The sequence below is a fragment of the Flavobacteriales bacterium genome (genome assembly GCA_016699575.1).
GTDB lineage: Bacteria > Bacteroidota > Bacteroidia > Flavobacteriales_F > PHOS-HE28 > PHOS-HE28.
Map to the genome: position 1 here is coordinate 4466159 of CP064979.1, position 13057 is coordinate 4479215.

22 protein-coding genes are annotated in these 13057 nt (G+C 62.7%); 8 read left to right on the forward strand and 14 right to left on the reverse strand.

The genetic code is table 11. From position 1 onward, the window contains the following. The first annotated feature begins 31 nt into the window (after positions 1-31). Positions 32-1327, forward strand: coding sequence for a type I restriction endonuclease subunit R (locus IPJ76_18950; protein ID QQR86620.1), 1296 nt, complete (start codon positions 32-34; stop codon positions 1325-1327). Positions 1328-1338: 11 nt separating this feature from the next. Beyond that, complete coding sequence (locus IPJ76_18955; protein ID QQR86621.1) at positions 1339-1497, forward strand: hypothetical protein; 159 nt, start codon at positions 1339-1341, stop codon at positions 1495-1497. Between the two features lie 78 nt (positions 1498-1575). Here IPJ76_18955 and IPJ76_18960 read toward each other — a convergent pair whose 3' ends face one another. Further along, positions 1576-1758, reverse strand: a complete 183-nt coding sequence (locus tag IPJ76_18960) for a hypothetical protein (protein QQR86622.1) — start codon at positions 1756-1758, stop codon at positions 1576-1578. A 329-nt stretch (positions 1759-2087) separates the two neighbouring features. Here IPJ76_18960 and IPJ76_18965 point away from each other — a divergent pair, with 329 nt between their 5' ends. Then, entirely contained in the window at positions 2088-2612 is a 525-nt protein-coding gene (locus tag IPJ76_18965; GenBank protein QQR86623.1) for a hypothetical protein, read from the forward strand. Between the two features lie 36 nt (positions 2613-2648). Here IPJ76_18965 and IPJ76_18970 read toward each other — a convergent pair whose 3' ends face one another. From IPJ76_18970 to IPJ76_18995, 6 genes are all read right to left on the reverse strand, one after another. Next, the gene (locus tag IPJ76_18970; protein QQR86624.1) at positions 2649-3179 is read right to left on the reverse strand and encodes a hypothetical protein; all 531 of its coding nucleotides are present in this window, start codon (positions 3177-3179) and stop codon (positions 2649-2651) included. A gap of 14 nt (positions 3180-3193) precedes the next feature. Continuing rightward, positions 3194-4036, reverse strand: a complete 843-nt coding sequence (locus tag IPJ76_18975) for a T9SS type A sorting domain-containing protein (GenBank protein QQR86625.1) — start codon at positions 4034-4036, stop codon at positions 3194-3196. An 82-nt stretch (positions 4037-4118) separates the two neighbouring features. Continuing rightward, on the reverse strand, positions 4119-4364 hold the full coding sequence (locus tag IPJ76_18980) for a hypothetical protein (protein ID QQR86626.1): 246 nt from the start codon (positions 4362-4364) through the stop codon (positions 4119-4121). Beyond that, positions 4364-4585 (reverse strand): hypothetical protein, encoded by a 222-nt coding sequence (locus IPJ76_18985; GenBank protein ID QQR86627.1) that lies wholly within the window; start codon positions 4583-4585, stop codon positions 4364-4366. The genes IPJ76_18980 and IPJ76_18985 overlap by 1 nt, the downstream gene beginning before the upstream one ends. Beyond that, a complete protein-coding gene (locus IPJ76_18990; GenBank protein ID QQR86628.1) occupies positions 4582-4959 on the reverse strand; it encodes a hypothetical protein in 378 nt (125 codons plus the stop codon). The genes IPJ76_18985 and IPJ76_18990 overlap by 4 nt, the downstream gene beginning before the upstream one ends. 29 nt (positions 4960-4988) lie before the next feature. Beyond that, entirely contained in the window at positions 4989-5387 is a 399-nt protein-coding gene (locus tag IPJ76_18995) for a hypothetical protein (protein QQR86629.1), read from the reverse strand. Between the two features lie 63 nt (positions 5388-5450). On the opposite strand from IPJ76_18995, the gene IPJ76_19000 reads away from it, so the two are divergent. Then, on the forward strand, positions 5451-6119 hold the full coding sequence (locus tag IPJ76_19000) for a hypothetical protein (GenBank protein ID QQR86630.1): 669 nt from the start codon (positions 5451-5453) through the stop codon (positions 6117-6119). A 69-nt stretch (positions 6120-6188) separates the two neighbouring features. Here the strand turns inward: IPJ76_19000 and IPJ76_19005 are convergent, their stop codons facing one another. Next, entirely contained in the window at positions 6189-6707 is a 519-nt protein-coding gene (locus tag IPJ76_19005) for a DUF4440 domain-containing protein (GenBank protein QQR86631.1), read from the reverse strand. Positions 6708-7200: 493 nt separating this feature from the next. Further along, on the reverse strand, positions 7201-7425 hold the full coding sequence (locus IPJ76_19010) for a CsbD family protein (GenBank protein QQR86632.1): 225 nt from the start codon (positions 7423-7425) through the stop codon (positions 7201-7203). Between the two features lie 170 nt (positions 7426-7595). Between IPJ76_19010 and IPJ76_19015 the strand changes: the two genes are divergently transcribed. From IPJ76_19015 to IPJ76_19030, 4 genes are all read left to right on the forward strand, one after another. After that, complete coding sequence (locus tag IPJ76_19015) at positions 7596-8426, forward strand: hypothetical protein (protein ID QQR86633.1); 831 nt, start codon at positions 7596-7598, stop codon at positions 8424-8426. Between the two features lie 523 nt (positions 8427-8949). Then, positions 8950-9546 (forward strand): alpha/beta hydrolase, encoded by a 597-nt coding sequence (locus IPJ76_19020; GenBank protein ID QQR86634.1) that lies wholly within the window; start codon positions 8950-8952, stop codon positions 9544-9546. Next, a complete protein-coding gene (locus tag IPJ76_19025) occupies positions 9528-9965 on the forward strand; it encodes a hypothetical protein (protein ID QQR86635.1) in 438 nt (145 codons plus the stop codon). The genes IPJ76_19020 and IPJ76_19025 overlap by 19 nt, the downstream gene beginning before the upstream one ends. A 2-nt stretch (positions 9966-9967) precedes the next feature. Then, positions 9968-10198, forward strand: coding sequence for a hypothetical protein (locus IPJ76_19030; GenBank protein ID QQR86636.1), 231 nt, complete (start codon positions 9968-9970; stop codon positions 10196-10198). 171 nt (positions 10199-10369) lie between these two features. Here the strand turns inward: IPJ76_19030 and IPJ76_19035 are convergent, their stop codons facing one another. The 5 genes from IPJ76_19035 to IPJ76_19055 form a co-directional block, all read right to left on the reverse strand. Further along, complete coding sequence (locus IPJ76_19035; protein QQR86637.1) at positions 10370-10807, reverse strand: hypothetical protein; 438 nt, start codon at positions 10805-10807, stop codon at positions 10370-10372. Between the two features lie 105 nt (positions 10808-10912). Continuing rightward, positions 10913-11239 carry a hypothetical protein gene (locus IPJ76_19040; protein QQR86638.1) on the reverse strand — a complete coding sequence of 109 codons (327 nt, stop codon included), beginning with the start codon at positions 11237-11239 and terminating at the stop codon, positions 10913-10915. 134 nt (positions 11240-11373) lie between these two features. Continuing rightward, entirely contained in the window at positions 11374-11694 is a 321-nt protein-coding gene (locus IPJ76_19045; GenBank protein QQR86639.1) for a hypothetical protein, read from the reverse strand. A gap of 217 nt (positions 11695-11911) precedes the next feature. Then, a complete protein-coding gene (locus IPJ76_19050) occupies positions 11912-12172 on the reverse strand; it encodes a hypothetical protein (protein ID QQR86640.1) in 261 nt (86 codons plus the stop codon). A gap of 142 nt (positions 12173-12314) precedes the next feature. Continuing rightward, on the reverse strand, positions 12315-12548 hold the full coding sequence (locus tag IPJ76_19055) for a hypothetical protein (protein QQR86641.1): 234 nt from the start codon (positions 12546-12548) through the stop codon (positions 12315-12317). Between the last annotated feature and the right edge of the window lie 509 nt (positions 12549-13057).

Genomic DNA, 13057 nt, shown 5'->3' on the forward strand with positions numbered 1-13057 from the left:
ACTCTTCGGGAAGCCCATCCACCACTACAGCATGCGGCAGGCCATAGAGGAAGGGTTCATCCTCGATGTATTGCAGCACTACACCACCTACAACACGTACTACCGGTTGGTGAAGGCCATCGAGGACGACCCGAAGCTGCCGAAGAAAAAGGCCACCAAGCAGCTCGGCAAGTTCATGAGCCTGCATCCGCACAACATTGAGCAGAAGACCGAAGTGATGGTGGAGCACTTTCGTCTGCATGTAAAACACCTGCTCGGTGGCAAAGCCAAGGCAATGGTGGTCTGCGGTTCTCGTTTGCACGCCACGCGCTACTTCGAAGCTTTCCAGCGCTACATCAAGGAGCACGGTTATGCCGACGTGAACCCCATGGTGGCGTTCAGTGGCAAGGTGAAGGACCCGGTCAGTGGAGCAGAATACACCGAACCATCGCTGAACATCGACGTGGCGACAGGCCGATCGATCAGCGAAGCCCAACTACCCGAACGCTTCGATAGCCCTGACTACAATGTCCTGCTGGTGGCCAACAAGTACCAAACAGGCTTTGACCAACCCAAGCTGCACACTATGTACGTGGACAAGCGCTTGGACGGTGTACAAGCCGTGCAGACGCTCAGCCGGTTGAACCGGCGCTTTCCCAGGAAGGAGCATCCGTTCGTGCTGGACTTCGTGAACAGCGCGGACGATATCTACACGGCCTTCAAGCCCTTCTTCGATGTCACGCAATTGAAGGAAGAGTCGCGTCCGGAACAGCTCGAGGCATTGAAGCATGAATTGGACGGCATGCAGGTGTACCACTTGCACGAAGTGGAGGCCTATGCCGCCATCTATTACCAGCCCGAGCATCGTCACAAAAAGGCCGACCATGAGCGACTGGTCAAGCACATACAACCGGCCAAGGACCGCTTCAAGTCGTTGGAGAACGACGACCACCAGCAACACTTCAAGGACAAGCTGCAAGCCTATGTGAACTTATACGCGTTCATGAGCCAGATACTCCCGTGGGCCGATGCGGACCAGGAAAAGCTCTACTCCTTCGCACGTGAGCTACGCGCACACCTGCATATTGGAAAGAAACGCGTTCAATGGACCCTACAGGCGATGTTAACCTTCGTTACTACCGCTTGGAGCGTTTGGGTACCGGGGCCATTGACCTCAAAACGGGCGACATCGTACCGATCGGTGGACCAACAGCGGTCGGCACGGGCAAGGAGGATGACCCTGAGGTACCCCTTTCCACGATCGTGGGTGTCCTCAATGAGCGTTTCAGCACCGAGTTCACGGAAGCGGACCAGTTCTTTTTCGATCAAATACAAGCCGAGGCTGTAGAGGACCAACGAGTGATTGACACGGCTCTGGCCAACCCCGAGGACAAGTTCCTGCTTGGCATCCGTGAGATCATGGACAACCTGATGGTGCAGCGCATGGAGAAGAACGATCGCATCGTCACCAAATACTTGGACGGTCGGAAGCCTTCAAGGACCTCGCTTTCAAGCTGATGGGAAAGGCACTCTATCAGCAAATCGTGGATCAAGCAAGGAAGTAGTCCGAGCTCCGCCTTACAGGATGTTGGACACCTACGGCATCATCTTGTCGCTCCGCGCAATTGAGCCCGAGCATTGAGCGTTCCATCGCCATACCTCACAACCGTGCGCGCTCCGCACCTCTCCCCCGCTGACGTCATAGCCAGGTATACCATAACCGAAGTGGCCCAGCATGTAGGTGCCAGTGAGCAGCTGTTGGCCTGTTGTGCCGAGCACCGGCTACGCACCATGATCCAAGTGCGCAAGGCAGCTGAGACAGAAGGAGGGCTCAGCACTGATTTGGGTTGCAGCGCTGACGTGGAAAAGGAACTACTGGCGCTGTTCAGTCCGCCCGGCATCCCCATCCAATGGCCGCCACTTTCCAAGCAAGAGGATCGCATACGGCAGCATTATGCCCACCTTGACGCTCGGTGCCGATCCGTACTCGACGCCTGGATCTTCAGCTTCAAAGACGCTGAAGTTGCCCTACACTACCTGGTGCACAGCAGGGAAGACTTCCGACGCATGCGGAATGTTGGCCCACAGACGTTGACTGTCCTCACCGAGTGGCGCACGCTTTTGCGATCATCGTTCCACGCCGGGATCCGCTGGTCGATCCGCGGATCAGCGCCAAGTCGCAGCCGGAGCCATTGCTCTCCGTAGTGCACCGCACCCTATCCCTCTTTGCCCTTGAGATCAGGCTGAAGCATTGGTACGGGAAGGAGCGCGAAGCCGTGAGCTATTACGCATTCGCCTACTTGGCCAAAGCTTGCAAGCGCGGCACTGAACTTCACGACCCGGGCCAGATCGCCATCGAAAGCCGCATACCCGGTGGCCCATTGAACGCGAAGAAGGAGGTGTGCAAGGATCCGGCGATCTGGTCCAAGTCCGGTGAGAACTGCTGGGATGAAAAGCACGAGAGCACGCGATACCCGCTGGTCGTCATGGAATGGAAAGCTGGCAGCGATCGTTTCTCCACGTACGATCTCCGAACACCTCGTGAGCCTCTGCGGTCAGGCGCCCGGCACGGTGGGCATAGCAGTGACTTTCGTCGTTGGCGAGAAGCCCATGCTACGCGCGACACTTGTTGAGAACGGCACGGTAAACGATGATTGGCTCCAGGTGGGCTAGCGTAGACGCCACTCCACCATCAGAAAGTCCTCGACGGTCATTCCACACGTGAGGGCTGCTTCCAACCAGCGCAACTGCGTGCCGCGCAATCGGTCCTTCTTCTGTTTCTTGCTTTCAGCAAAGACCAGTCTGCCCTCCTTCCACGCGACCACATCCCAGCAGCCTGCGTAGGTGTTGCCATTAGCAACGGCGATCGCGTGCAGCCGTTCGATCGCCCAAGGCACTTCAATGGAAACGTGTTCTTGTGCGGCCGGGCCCTCCAGTTTCCATTCGCGCCACAAGGCGGGCTTCATGGCAGGCTTGCCGTAGGTCTCCAGCCAGCGTCCCTCCCACCCCTCTGCTTCAAAGGCACGCAGGATGGCCACCTCAGCGAACTGTGCACGATCGTCCACGAGCACCAGGTCCTTTCCACCGAAGGTGTGGACGTCCTCGGCAGCGATGGCCTTGGTGAATTCGGCTCGATGCACCGCCACAGCGAACCCCGGCACAACTTCCTCCGACCGGTCGAACGTGAAGACTGGGATCATGAAGTGCATGTGCTTCACTCCCGCACCACCCTCACCGCATTCCCGCCGCCTGCTTCGCGCAGGATGTAGAGCCCGGCGGGCAGGTGGTGCAGGTGCCTGGTGGCGGTGGGGCCGTTGGTGTGCTGGGTGTGCAGCACGCGGCCGCAGGCATCGCAGAGCAGCACGGTGCGCGGGGCGGCATCGGCAAAGGAGAGGGTGACGCTGCCCGTGGTGGGATTGGGGAAGGCCGTGAAGGCAGTGGTGGTGGGCGCTGGCGCGGCGGTGTTGATGATCTGCACCGGCACGGACGGTGCGCTGGTGCAGCCCAGCGCATCGGTGTACACCACCGTGTAGCTGCCGCTGGTGGGCGCGGTGATGCAGGGCCAGGTGGCGTTGGGCGGCGGCAGGCCATCGAGGTACCACTGCGGCTGCGGGCGCCATGCGGTGCACAGCGTTTGGCCGCTCTGCGGCACGGTGGGCACGGCCGGCACGGTGGGACAGGCCAGCGGAGCGCGGTACACATCGCCGTAGCGCCCCACGGCGATCGGCGCACCGTCGGCCAGCGTGGCATCGCCGATGATGGCGTCGAAGGGTGCGGGCACGATGTTCACCCAATCGTTGCCTCCGTCGGTGGTGCGCACCACCTGGCCGCTCACGCTCACGGCATAACCGGTGTCGGGGTGCGTGAAGAAGATGCTCTTGGTGTACTGGGGCAGTCCGCCGAGGTAGGTCCAGGTGTCGCCGCCATCGGTGGTGCGCAGGCCACCGCCACCGCCTGTGAAGCCCAGGGTGTCGTTGAGGAAGAAGATGCTGTGGATGTCGGCGTTGGTGCCGCTGGCGAGCGGTTGCCAGCTGGCGCCGCCGTCGGTGGAGCGCAAGAGGGTGCCGCCTTCGCCCCGGCAAAGCCGAGGGTATCGTTCACGAACCAGAGGTCGAAGATGTTGCCGCCGGACGTCTGCGTCAGGTGGCGCCGGTGTTGGTGGTGCGGTAGCAGCCACCGTTCACGTAACCGCCGCCCACGATGGCCGTGCTGTCGTTGAAGGCCCAGGTGCAGCGGATGGCGATGTTGGGCCCGGGGTGGTTGGTGCTGGTGGCGAAGAAGTCGGTGGTGCTGCGGTTGGCGCCAACGCCTCCGCCGAGCCAGCCGGTGCCGTCGGCGCGCAGGTGCACGCCCAGCCATTGCGCATTGCCGGCGCTCACGTTCATCAAGTGCGGCCGCCGGTGGCGGTGCGCAGCACGCCGTTCTGCACACCGCCCGAGGTGAGCCAGCCTGCCGTGGCGCCGTTCTGATCGGTGCCGAAGCTCACCTTGTTGAGCATGGTGTGGTAGGTGCCCGATTGCACGGGCGTCCACGAGGCGCCGAAGTCGAGGGTGCGGTACACGCAGGCTTCGCCGGTGAGCACGCCGATGCCGGTGCTGTCGATCACACGCTGTAGAGGTCCTGCGGTCCGAGCGACAGCAGCGTCCAGTTAGCGCCGCCGTTGGTGCTGCGCAACAGGGTGCCGTTGTTGCCCGGTGCCAGCAGGATGCTGCCTTGCACGAAGAGGCTCAGCAGGCTGTTGGTGGTTGGGCTGGGCTCCAGCGTCCAGTTGTCGCCGCCGTCGGTGGTACTGATGATCTCGCCACCGAGCCCAAGGGCGATGCCGTTGAGCGGATCGGCGAAGTGGATGCCGCGCAGGTTGTAGTTGATGGGCGTGGTGACCTGGGCCCAGTTGGTACCGCCGTCCACCGTGCGCAGGAGCAGGGCGCCGGTGGCGGCCGCGAAGCCAAGCTGGTCGTTAACGAAGTGCAGGGCCACCATGGCGTTGGTGGTGCCGCTGGTCTGCTGTGTCAGGTGGCGCCGCCGTCGGTGGTACGCACGATCTTGCCGCTTTCGCTTCCAGCCCAGCCCAGCGTGTCGTTGACGAAGTGCAGCACGGCCATGTTGCCGAAGGTGGGCTCGAAGACGGAGGTGGCCGAGGCCCAGCCGTCGGTGGTGCGGTAGAAGCGGCCCGAGTTGGCACCGATGATGCCGCGCTGGTCGTCCCACATCCACAGCATGCGCGGCTTGTCGATGAGGTTGTAGGGTTGGCGCTGCCAGCTGGCACCGGCATCGGTGGTCTTGAGCACGAAGCCCAGGATACGATGCACGGTGAAGCCGGTGACGGCATCGACCATGTGCACGGACGATAGCTCGCTGTTGTTCTTCACGGGTGTCACCAGTTCCCAGGTCTGGGCAGCGGCGAACAACGGAAGGAAGAGCGGCAGGAGAAAGAACGACGGAGCTGCATGGTTGCAAAGTAAGTTCGTGGCATGCCCGTGCTGGCCTACGTGCTCTTTGCCGCAGCGGTGCTGTGGTGCATCGGTGCGGTGCATGCGGCCACGCGCAGCAAGGTGTTCACCGCTGCGGTGGTGGCGCTCGGTGCGGTGCACAGCGTGGTGGCATGGCGTGGTACCTACACCAACGCGTTGGCCTTCCCTCCCCCGCAGATGCTGCTGCTGGCGCCGGTGGTGGTGGCGCTGCTTGTGGCGCTGGCCATGCAACGCGGGCGCGCGTGGCTGGGCGGGTTGCCGCTGGTGCCGCTCACCGCCGTGCACGTGCTGCGTTTACCGGTGGAGCTGGTGCTGCACCAAGGGTACGAGGCGGGCCTTGTGCCGCGCGACATGACGTACAGCGGCTTCAACTTCGACATCGCGAGCGGCATCAGCGCGGCCTTGATGCTACTGTGGCTGCGCAGCAAGCGACCACCCGGCAGAGGCGTGCTCATCGCGTGGAACCTTGCTTGCCTGGTGCTGCTCTTCATCGTGGTGGTCACCGCGGTGCTGAGCATTCCGAGCAGCGTGCAGCGCATCAATTTCTCCACGCCCAACGTGCTGGTGACTGCCGTGCCGTGGGTGCTGCTACCGGCCATGTTGGTGCCGGTGGTGCTGTGGGCGCATGTTGCGGCATTGACCGGTTTGCTCGGTGGGCGGAGGCGGTAGTGAGGCAAGCGCAAAACGAACGCCCGCCCTGTTGTCCAGAGCGGGCGTCGCTGCATGATCGATCGATGCTCAGGGCTGCACCGCGGCCACGGCGGCTTCCTCCTTGGCCTTGCTGCTGGTGCTGATCTCGCGCACGCACTGCCAGCTGTCGCCGCTCTTCTTGAAGATGGCGAAGTAGGTGCCTTGGTCCACCACCGCGCCGGTCTTGTCGGTGTCGGTCCACGAGCCGATCTCGGTCACGTGGTCGGTGCCAGCGAAGACATCGATGACCTTGAAGGTGGGCGTGCGGCCCAAGGTGTCGTTGGCCATCTTATCGGCCATGTCCTGGCGCAGGCTGGCCTTGCCCATGAGGGGTTCGCGGTGCATGCCGTAGCTCACCACATCGTCGGCGTAATAGCTCATCACGGCATCCACGTTCTTGGCGGCTGCGGCTGTGGCATAGGCATCCTCCATGCCTTGGATGGTGGCGGTGAGGGCAGCTGCATCCACGGCGGGCGCGGCCATGGGCTCGCTGGGTGCAGGGCTGCTGCGGGCGGCGAAGAGCGCGAGACCGCAGACAGCAATGGGGAACAAGGTGCTTGTGCGCATGGTGAAGAAGGGGTTGGTTGGGCGAGGGACGGGGAATTCCGCCTTCGTATCAAAGATGATCGTTTATTCCGGACCGATCCCGCGCTGACGCCGTGTGCTCCCGAACGAAGCCATGCAGCGGCGAAGTCCGTCACGCCAACAAGAGCCATGCTGCGGCAGCCAGCAGCACCAGCACCGAAACCGCGAGCAGGAAGCGCGCGGCGGCACGCTTCCACCGCGGTGTGTCGTTGTTGAAGAACCAAGGGTAGAACTGCTTCACGGCCCTGCAAGTTGGCCCTAAGAGCCTGTTTGGGATCCCTTCGAACTCGCTCTCCGGTCTCTTTTCCGCCCATGCTTCGCCGGAAAATAATCCCGTAGGCACCGCTACGCGATGATTTTCCGGATGCGCCTGAACGAAAAATAGCCTCCAGGCCCTTCGTTCAAGAGAGCCCAAACAGGCCCCAACGCCGAAGCCCTGGCAATACCAGGGCCCCGGTGTTGGGCACGACGCAACTCAGCTGTTCGCCTTCCGCTCGTGCGTGGGCTTGCCCAAGCGCTCGATCGGCTCGTGCACCTGTTCTTTCGTCTGGCCGAGCTTATTCTGCGGGCGGCCGACCAGTTCATCTTCCTTGCCCTCGGCGTAGAGCAGATCGTTGTCGGTGAGGTCGGCGTACTGCTGCTTCAGCTTGCCTTTGATCTCGTTCCAGTTGCCTTTGATCTTGTCCGTTGTAGCACTCATGGCTGTTGGGGTGTTTGGGGTTCGGGCTGTGTGGACCACGGGCGTGCCACGCGCGGAAAGTCGCGCCAGGCAGGGCATTCGTTCAACTTGGTGTTCCGAGGCGCGGGGTGGTGCGGCCTCGTTCGGGGGCGATCGCGCCACGCGATGGGACTGCACGCTACCTTCCCACCATGAGAACACTTCTCCTCCCCTTCCTCATCGTTGCCGCGGCGCTCAGCGCGCAAGTGGTGATCGCGCAAACCACGCAATGGACGGTGCCTGCGGGTGTCGATACCGCCACGTTCAGGCTGATCGGGGCGGGCGGCAGCGGTGGCACCAACGGCGGTGGTGGTGGTGGTGGCGGTGGTTACGCGCGACGCACCACTGCGGTGACGCCCGGCACAACGTACAGCATTGTGGTGGGCGCAGGTGGCAGCGGCACGGGCACCATCGTGGGCGGCTTGGGCATGTTCGCCGGGGCCGGTGGCAACGGCAGCAGCGTGCCCAGCCCCAACCTGGGCGGCGGCGGTGCTGGCGGCAACGGCGTGGGCGGTCAGGTGAACCGCACGGGCGGCACGGGCGGTGGTGGCTACTGGACCTACTTCGGTGGCGGCGGCGGCGGCGCGGCAGGGCCCACAAGCAACGGCGGCATTGGCGGCAACACGATCGTGTGGAACGGCAACAACTGCCTCACACCCGGTGGTGCTGGTGGCACCAGCGGTGGCGGCCCGTCCGGTACCGGGGGCAAGGGCGCGGGTTTCACCGATAACAATTGCACGGTGACCGACCCTGAGGGCAATGGCGACAACTACGGCGCGGGTGGCGGCGGTGGTAATGGCATCGGTTCGCCCGGCGGCACGGGCAGCGGCGGCGTGTGCATCATCTCTTGGAATTCATCGAGCGCCGTGGCCGAGAGCGGTGCGTTGGAGAGCGTCTCTGCCGTGTTCATTGATGGGCAGCTCTTGGTGCGCAACGCGCCAGCGGGTGCGGTGTGCCGTTGGTGGATGCGCGCGGCGCAGTGATCAGGAGCGGTGCGGCGAATGCGTTTGCAAGTGATGCGGCCCCGGGTGTGTATGCATTGAGCGTGAAGGCGGGGAAGGAAGAGAAGGTGGTGAGGGTAGTTTGGTGAGGGTTTCCACCTTTTCCTTGACGAAAAGGTGGAGCCAAAAGTCAACCACGATCGAAGCCGCAATCCGGCTCGCACGGGCCCGCAGCACAGGCTCCCCGAGCCGGATGCGGCCGCGCTGATCGTGGACACCTCCCCGCAGCTGCCTGCATGGAAGCTCCTTAGTGGGAGGGATCGCACCCTCGTCATCGCGAGGGTCGCATTTGGACCGAAGCGATCCAGCATGGCATCAGTCCCTGGCTGGATCGCGTCGCTCGCAAAGCCGCGCTCACGATGTTGGAGGTGGAACGTATTGATGGCCGGTTGACCTGTCGCGATACGCCAGCGGGTGCGGCGCGCGTTTTGACAAGCGACGTGTTGACGATACGGACCGGCTTCCCTGTAACCAACGCGGCCTCCGAACGTCCTTTACACAGCCGATGAAACGAACCGCCCCGCTCCTGCTGCTCCTGTCCTCGCTATTGGTGGATGCCACCGCCCAGGACTGTAGCACCGATTTCGTCACCAAGCGCTTCAAGACCACGGTGGAGCGCAACGTGGAGTACAGCAAGGCGCTGAACTACCGCGGCGTGATGGACACCCTGCGCATGAACATCTGGAAGCCGGTGAACGACGGCCTCACGGAGCAGCCGGTCATCATTTTCGCTCACGGCGGCGGCTTCATGGGCGGGCACCGCGCCACGCTCGATTCGCTGTGCATGCAGTGGGCCGCGCGCGGTTACGTGGCGGCCACCATCAGCTACCGGCTGGGCTTCCATGCCCCATGGCCGAAACGTATGCCGTACACCTACGACCGCGCCGAAGTGGTACGCGCCGCCTGCCGCGCCACCATGGACATGCGCAACGCCGTGCGCTTCCTCAAGGCGCGCGCACCCATGTACCGCGCAAGCACCGAGGACTTCTTCGTGGGCGGCTTCAGCGCGGGCGCTATCACGGCATTGCACGCCACGTACATGGACAACGAGAAAGAGATCCCGTCGAATGCGGCGAGATGGGCATGGTGTACGAGAAGTTGACGCCCTATGCGCGTCCTGACCTGGGTATCCGCGAGCAGGAGCTCTCCCCCATGGCCACCGACGCTTCGGTGAAGGGCTGTCTGAGCTTCTTCGGCGCCATCCTCGACACGCGCTACATCGATGCCGCAGATGACCCCGCGTTGTTCACCTACCACCAGGTGGGCGATCCCGTGGTGGGCTGCGGTTCGCAACCCGCCCTTTGGGGCCTGCGCCTGGAGATGAGCACCAACTATCCCGTGCTGCAAGGCGCATGCGGGATCGATGAGCGCGCCATGGACCTTGACATGTCCGCCGACCATTACCAGACCTACCTGCACAAAGGCCCCGATCATTGCGGTGCACAACATGGAGCTAGTGGACAGTCTGGCGGCCGTTTTTGCTGCACAGCAGATACGCCCGCGCAAAACCTTCCAGTATGACGATGCCCGCGAAACCCGCACAGGACGAGGTGCCCCAGATGGGCGACGACAACGACGGTACGCACGCCACCGACAGCCTGGGCCGCCCCACCATCGTGGGCATCGGCGAGCGCTGGTTGCGCCGCTACGTGGAGAAGAAGATCCAGGAGAAGGACGTGGAGGGCAAGAGCATCGGCACGCAGCTGATGAACGAAGGCATCCGTCGCTGGACGGAGAGCATCGTGGAGCCCTGACGCGATCCCGGCTCAAGGCCGGGATGATAGCGTCGGAACGGTGCTCCCTGTGGAAACGACAGAGGCCCGGTCCCGCCTCTTGGCCGGGATGACAGACCAGGATGGAGGATGTGGGAACGACAGAGGCCCGGTCTCCCGACCAGGCCTCGTCGTTCAACTGCACCTGCTACCTCACATGTTCCCAAGGTCTGACTGGAACTCCGCCAACGTGGTTGGCGAGAGCTGGATGGTCTGGTTCATGCCCGCCGACACCGTGGTGGTGGTGAACGACGACGAGACCGCTCCATTGATGCGCGAAATAGCAACAATGATCGTGTTCATGCCCACCGGCAAAGTGTAGTAGCTGCCTGTCGAGAACACACTGCCCGAAGTGTTGTGCACGGCGGTCATCGCGTTCTGGTCAGGGAACACCAGCCAGACGAAGGTGTTGTCCTCGTTGTGGCCTGCGGGGCACGTCACCTGCACGGAAGTCTGGTTGCCGCCGCCCATGAAGTAGTCGCAGTTCACCCAATCGAGCGTGTCCTCACCGATCGCGAAGGCGCTGGAATCAATGCTCAGATCGGGGTTCGCGAACGGATCCACACACGATGGTGCCGTCAGCGTCCACATCGCCGATGAAGAGCCCCATGTTGGGATCGACGCCGTTGGGCGCTGGCACGATCGCGGTGGTGCTGCCGGTGGCGAGCCACAGCTGTTCGCCGTTCTGCGTGGCGTTCAGTAGTACTGCCCACCGCTGATCGGCGGCTTCATCTGCCCGTTGTCATTGCCGAGCGTCTGCTTGTTCAGCCACACCATGTCGGCCACATTGAGCGCTTCGACCAGCACCACTTCCACAGCGCCGGTGGCAACAGTACCGTTCTGGCGCATGAAGGCGTTAGGTGCGAAGAACGCGGTGACACCATCCTGCCCGCTCACCTGGCCGCCCGTTGCAGCCTGCACGGTGAACGTCTGCTTCGCGTCCTCAACATTGTCGCTGAAGATCGCCGCAACGGGTTCTGCGTGACGGGCGCGGGGCCACCGCTCGATGTTTCCTTCTTGCAACCAACACCACCATCGCCACCGCGACGCGGCCGGTCAACATCCACTTCATGCTCTTCATGGTCCGATCCATTTAGGGGTTTCGGATGCATGACGCGGCAGCTCGTTGCACCGCGCTGCCCCGGAACCTGAACTATTTATTTTCCGGGCTGCACAATACGCCGCGTGCTGATGGCGGCCATGCCGATGTACGTGAGCGCACCGTTCACCAGCAGCGTCTCGAAGCCCATCTTGTAGCCACCGAAAGACCGGCGGAGTACATGCGCAGCACGAACGTGATGACCGCCGAGGCGATGGTGATGACCGGCACCAGTTCCTCCCCGGAGACTTGCCCGCTTGCCGAAGAGCCCGAAGGCAAAGAGCCCGAGCAACGGCCCGTAAGTGATAGCGGCCAAACCGAAGAGCGTGTTGATGATGGTGGCGTCCTGCCGTCGGAAGAACCAGAGGATGCACAGCATGAACACACCGGCCATAGCCAGGTGCGCAAACGCCGGATGCGGCGCTGCTAAGCTTCGTCCCACCCACGGTCGCGGATGCCGATGAGGTCGATGCAGGTGCTGGCGGTGAGCGCGGTGAGCGCACCATCAGCGCTGGGGAACAGCGCGCTGATAAAGCCCACGATGAAAAGCAAACCAATCCTGCGGGAAGTGTTCGAGCGCGAGCATCAGGAAGAGGTCATCCGCTCTTGGCAGGCGCTTCAATGCCCATCTGGCCGAGCTTCAACCACAACAGAGCACCGAGCAACAAGAACAGCACGTTCACCCCGAGCAGCACCACGCTGAACACCCGCATGTTCTTCTGCGCGCCGTCCACCGTGCGCACGCTCAGGTTCTTCTGCATCATCTCCTGGTCCAGACCGGTCATGGCGATGGTGATGAACATGCCGCTGAGCACCTGTTTGAGAAAGAAGCCCTCGCTGCGCCAGTCGGTGTTCATTCCACATCCAAGCATGCCGCTGTCCGGAGAGCGCGGTGGACCAATCGGCCATGCCAGCGCTGTTAGTGATGTACACGATGGTGCCCACCAGCGCTGCAAGCATGAAAGAGCGTTTGCAGGGTGTCGGTCCATACGATGGTCTTCACGCCGCCATGCAGGGTGTGAGAGCACGATCATCAGCATCACCACACCCGCCGTAACCCAGAAGGGCACCTCCCATGTCACTCATGGCAGTTGGTGGATCAGCATTGAGCACCACATGACGGCGCAGCGTCGCGCCCATCAACCGGCTGATGATGAACCACGATGCCCCCGTGCAGTGGCTCACCATGCCGAAGCGCTCGCGCGGGTAGCCGTAAATGCTGGTGAGCTGCATGCCGTATATGCGAGAGCGGCAGCAGGATGCCCGCCACGATCCATCAACCGATGGCGAAGCCGATGACCAGTGCAGGTAGTGCCGCTTGCCCCGCCTGCACCGCGCCCGGCACTGATGAAGGTGACGCCGCTGGGGCTGGTGCCGATCATGCCGAAGAGCCACCACCCACAGGCTTTTCTTGTCGCCGCTGTAGAACGCGTGCTCACCAGCGCCACGGCCCGTCCCCAGGCAATGCCCAACAGCACCAGGAAGTAGCCGGAACGATGGAGAGAGGAGAAGGACCAGGCTCATGCCACGAAGGCGGGGCGATTAGATGATCGGACGATGGGGATGATGAGGATGATGGAACAAGGCGCGGGGTTGTTTCCAATGACCGGACGGTCGCATCACAATCTACCTTTCCGTGCGCCGTTCCAATATCACACATTTCAACATGTCAAGACGCTGGGTACATCCTTCCGTCCTTCATTGCCCTTCAGGCGATGTCGCAGTGCGCTACGGTGCTCGGA

Excerpts from the sequence above, each read along its gene's own strand:
- IPJ76_18990 (QQR86628.1), bottom strand. The coding sequence starts at position 4,959 with ATGGTGGCCCTGCACTTCGTTAACGACCAGCTTGGCTTCGCGGCCGCC.
- IPJ76_19035 (QQR86637.1), bottom strand. The coding sequence starts at position 10,807 with ATGTGGACGCTGACGGCACCATCGTGTGTGGATCCGTTCGCGAACCCC.
- IPJ76_19050 (QQR86640.1), bottom strand. The coding sequence starts at position 12,172 with ATGAACACCGACTGGCGCAGCGAGGGCTTCTTTCTCAAACAGGTGCTC.
- IPJ76_18970 (QQR86624.1), bottom strand. The coding sequence starts at position 3,179 with ATGATCCCAGTCTTCACGTTCGACCGGTCGGAGGAAGTTGTGCCGGGG.
- IPJ76_19030 (QQR86636.1), top strand. The coding sequence starts at position 9,968 with ATGCCCGCGAAACCCGCACAGGACGAGGTGCCCCAGATGGGCGACGAC.
- IPJ76_19055 (QQR86641.1), bottom strand. The coding sequence starts at position 12,548 with ATGCAGCTCACCAGCATTTACGGCTACCCGCGCGAGCGCTTCGGCATG.
- IPJ76_19025 (QQR86635.1), top strand. The coding sequence starts at position 9,528 with ATGGTGTACGAGAAGTTGACGCCCTATGCGCGTCCTGACCTGGGTATC.
- IPJ76_19000 (QQR86630.1), top strand. The coding sequence starts at position 5,451 with ATGCCCGTGCTGGCCTACGTGCTCTTTGCCGCAGCGGTGCTGTGGTGC.
- IPJ76_18980 (QQR86626.1), bottom strand. The coding sequence starts at position 4,364 with ATGAACGTGAGCGCCGGCAATGCGCAATGGCTGGGCGTGCACCTGCGC.
- IPJ76_19010 (QQR86632.1), bottom strand. The coding sequence starts at position 7,425 with ATGAGTGCTACAACGGACAAGATCAAAGGCAACTGGAACGAGATCAAA.
- IPJ76_19045 (QQR86639.1), bottom strand. The coding sequence starts at position 11,694 with ATGCTGTGCATCCTCTGGTTCTTCCGACGGCAGGACGCCACCATCATC.
- IPJ76_19020 (QQR86634.1), top strand. The coding sequence starts at position 8,950 with ATGAAACGAACCGCCCCGCTCCTGCTGCTCCTGTCCTCGCTATTGGTG.
- IPJ76_19015 (QQR86633.1), top strand. The coding sequence starts at position 7,596 with ATGAGAACACTTCTCCTCCCCTTCCTCATCGTTGCCGCGGCGCTCAGC.
- IPJ76_19005 (QQR86631.1), bottom strand. The coding sequence starts at position 6,707 with ATGCGCACAAGCACCTTGTTCCCCATTGCTGTCTGCGGTCTCGCGCTC.
- IPJ76_18950 (QQR86620.1), top strand. The coding sequence starts at position 32 with ATGCGGCAGGCCATAGAGGAAGGGTTCATCCTCGATGTATTGCAGCAC.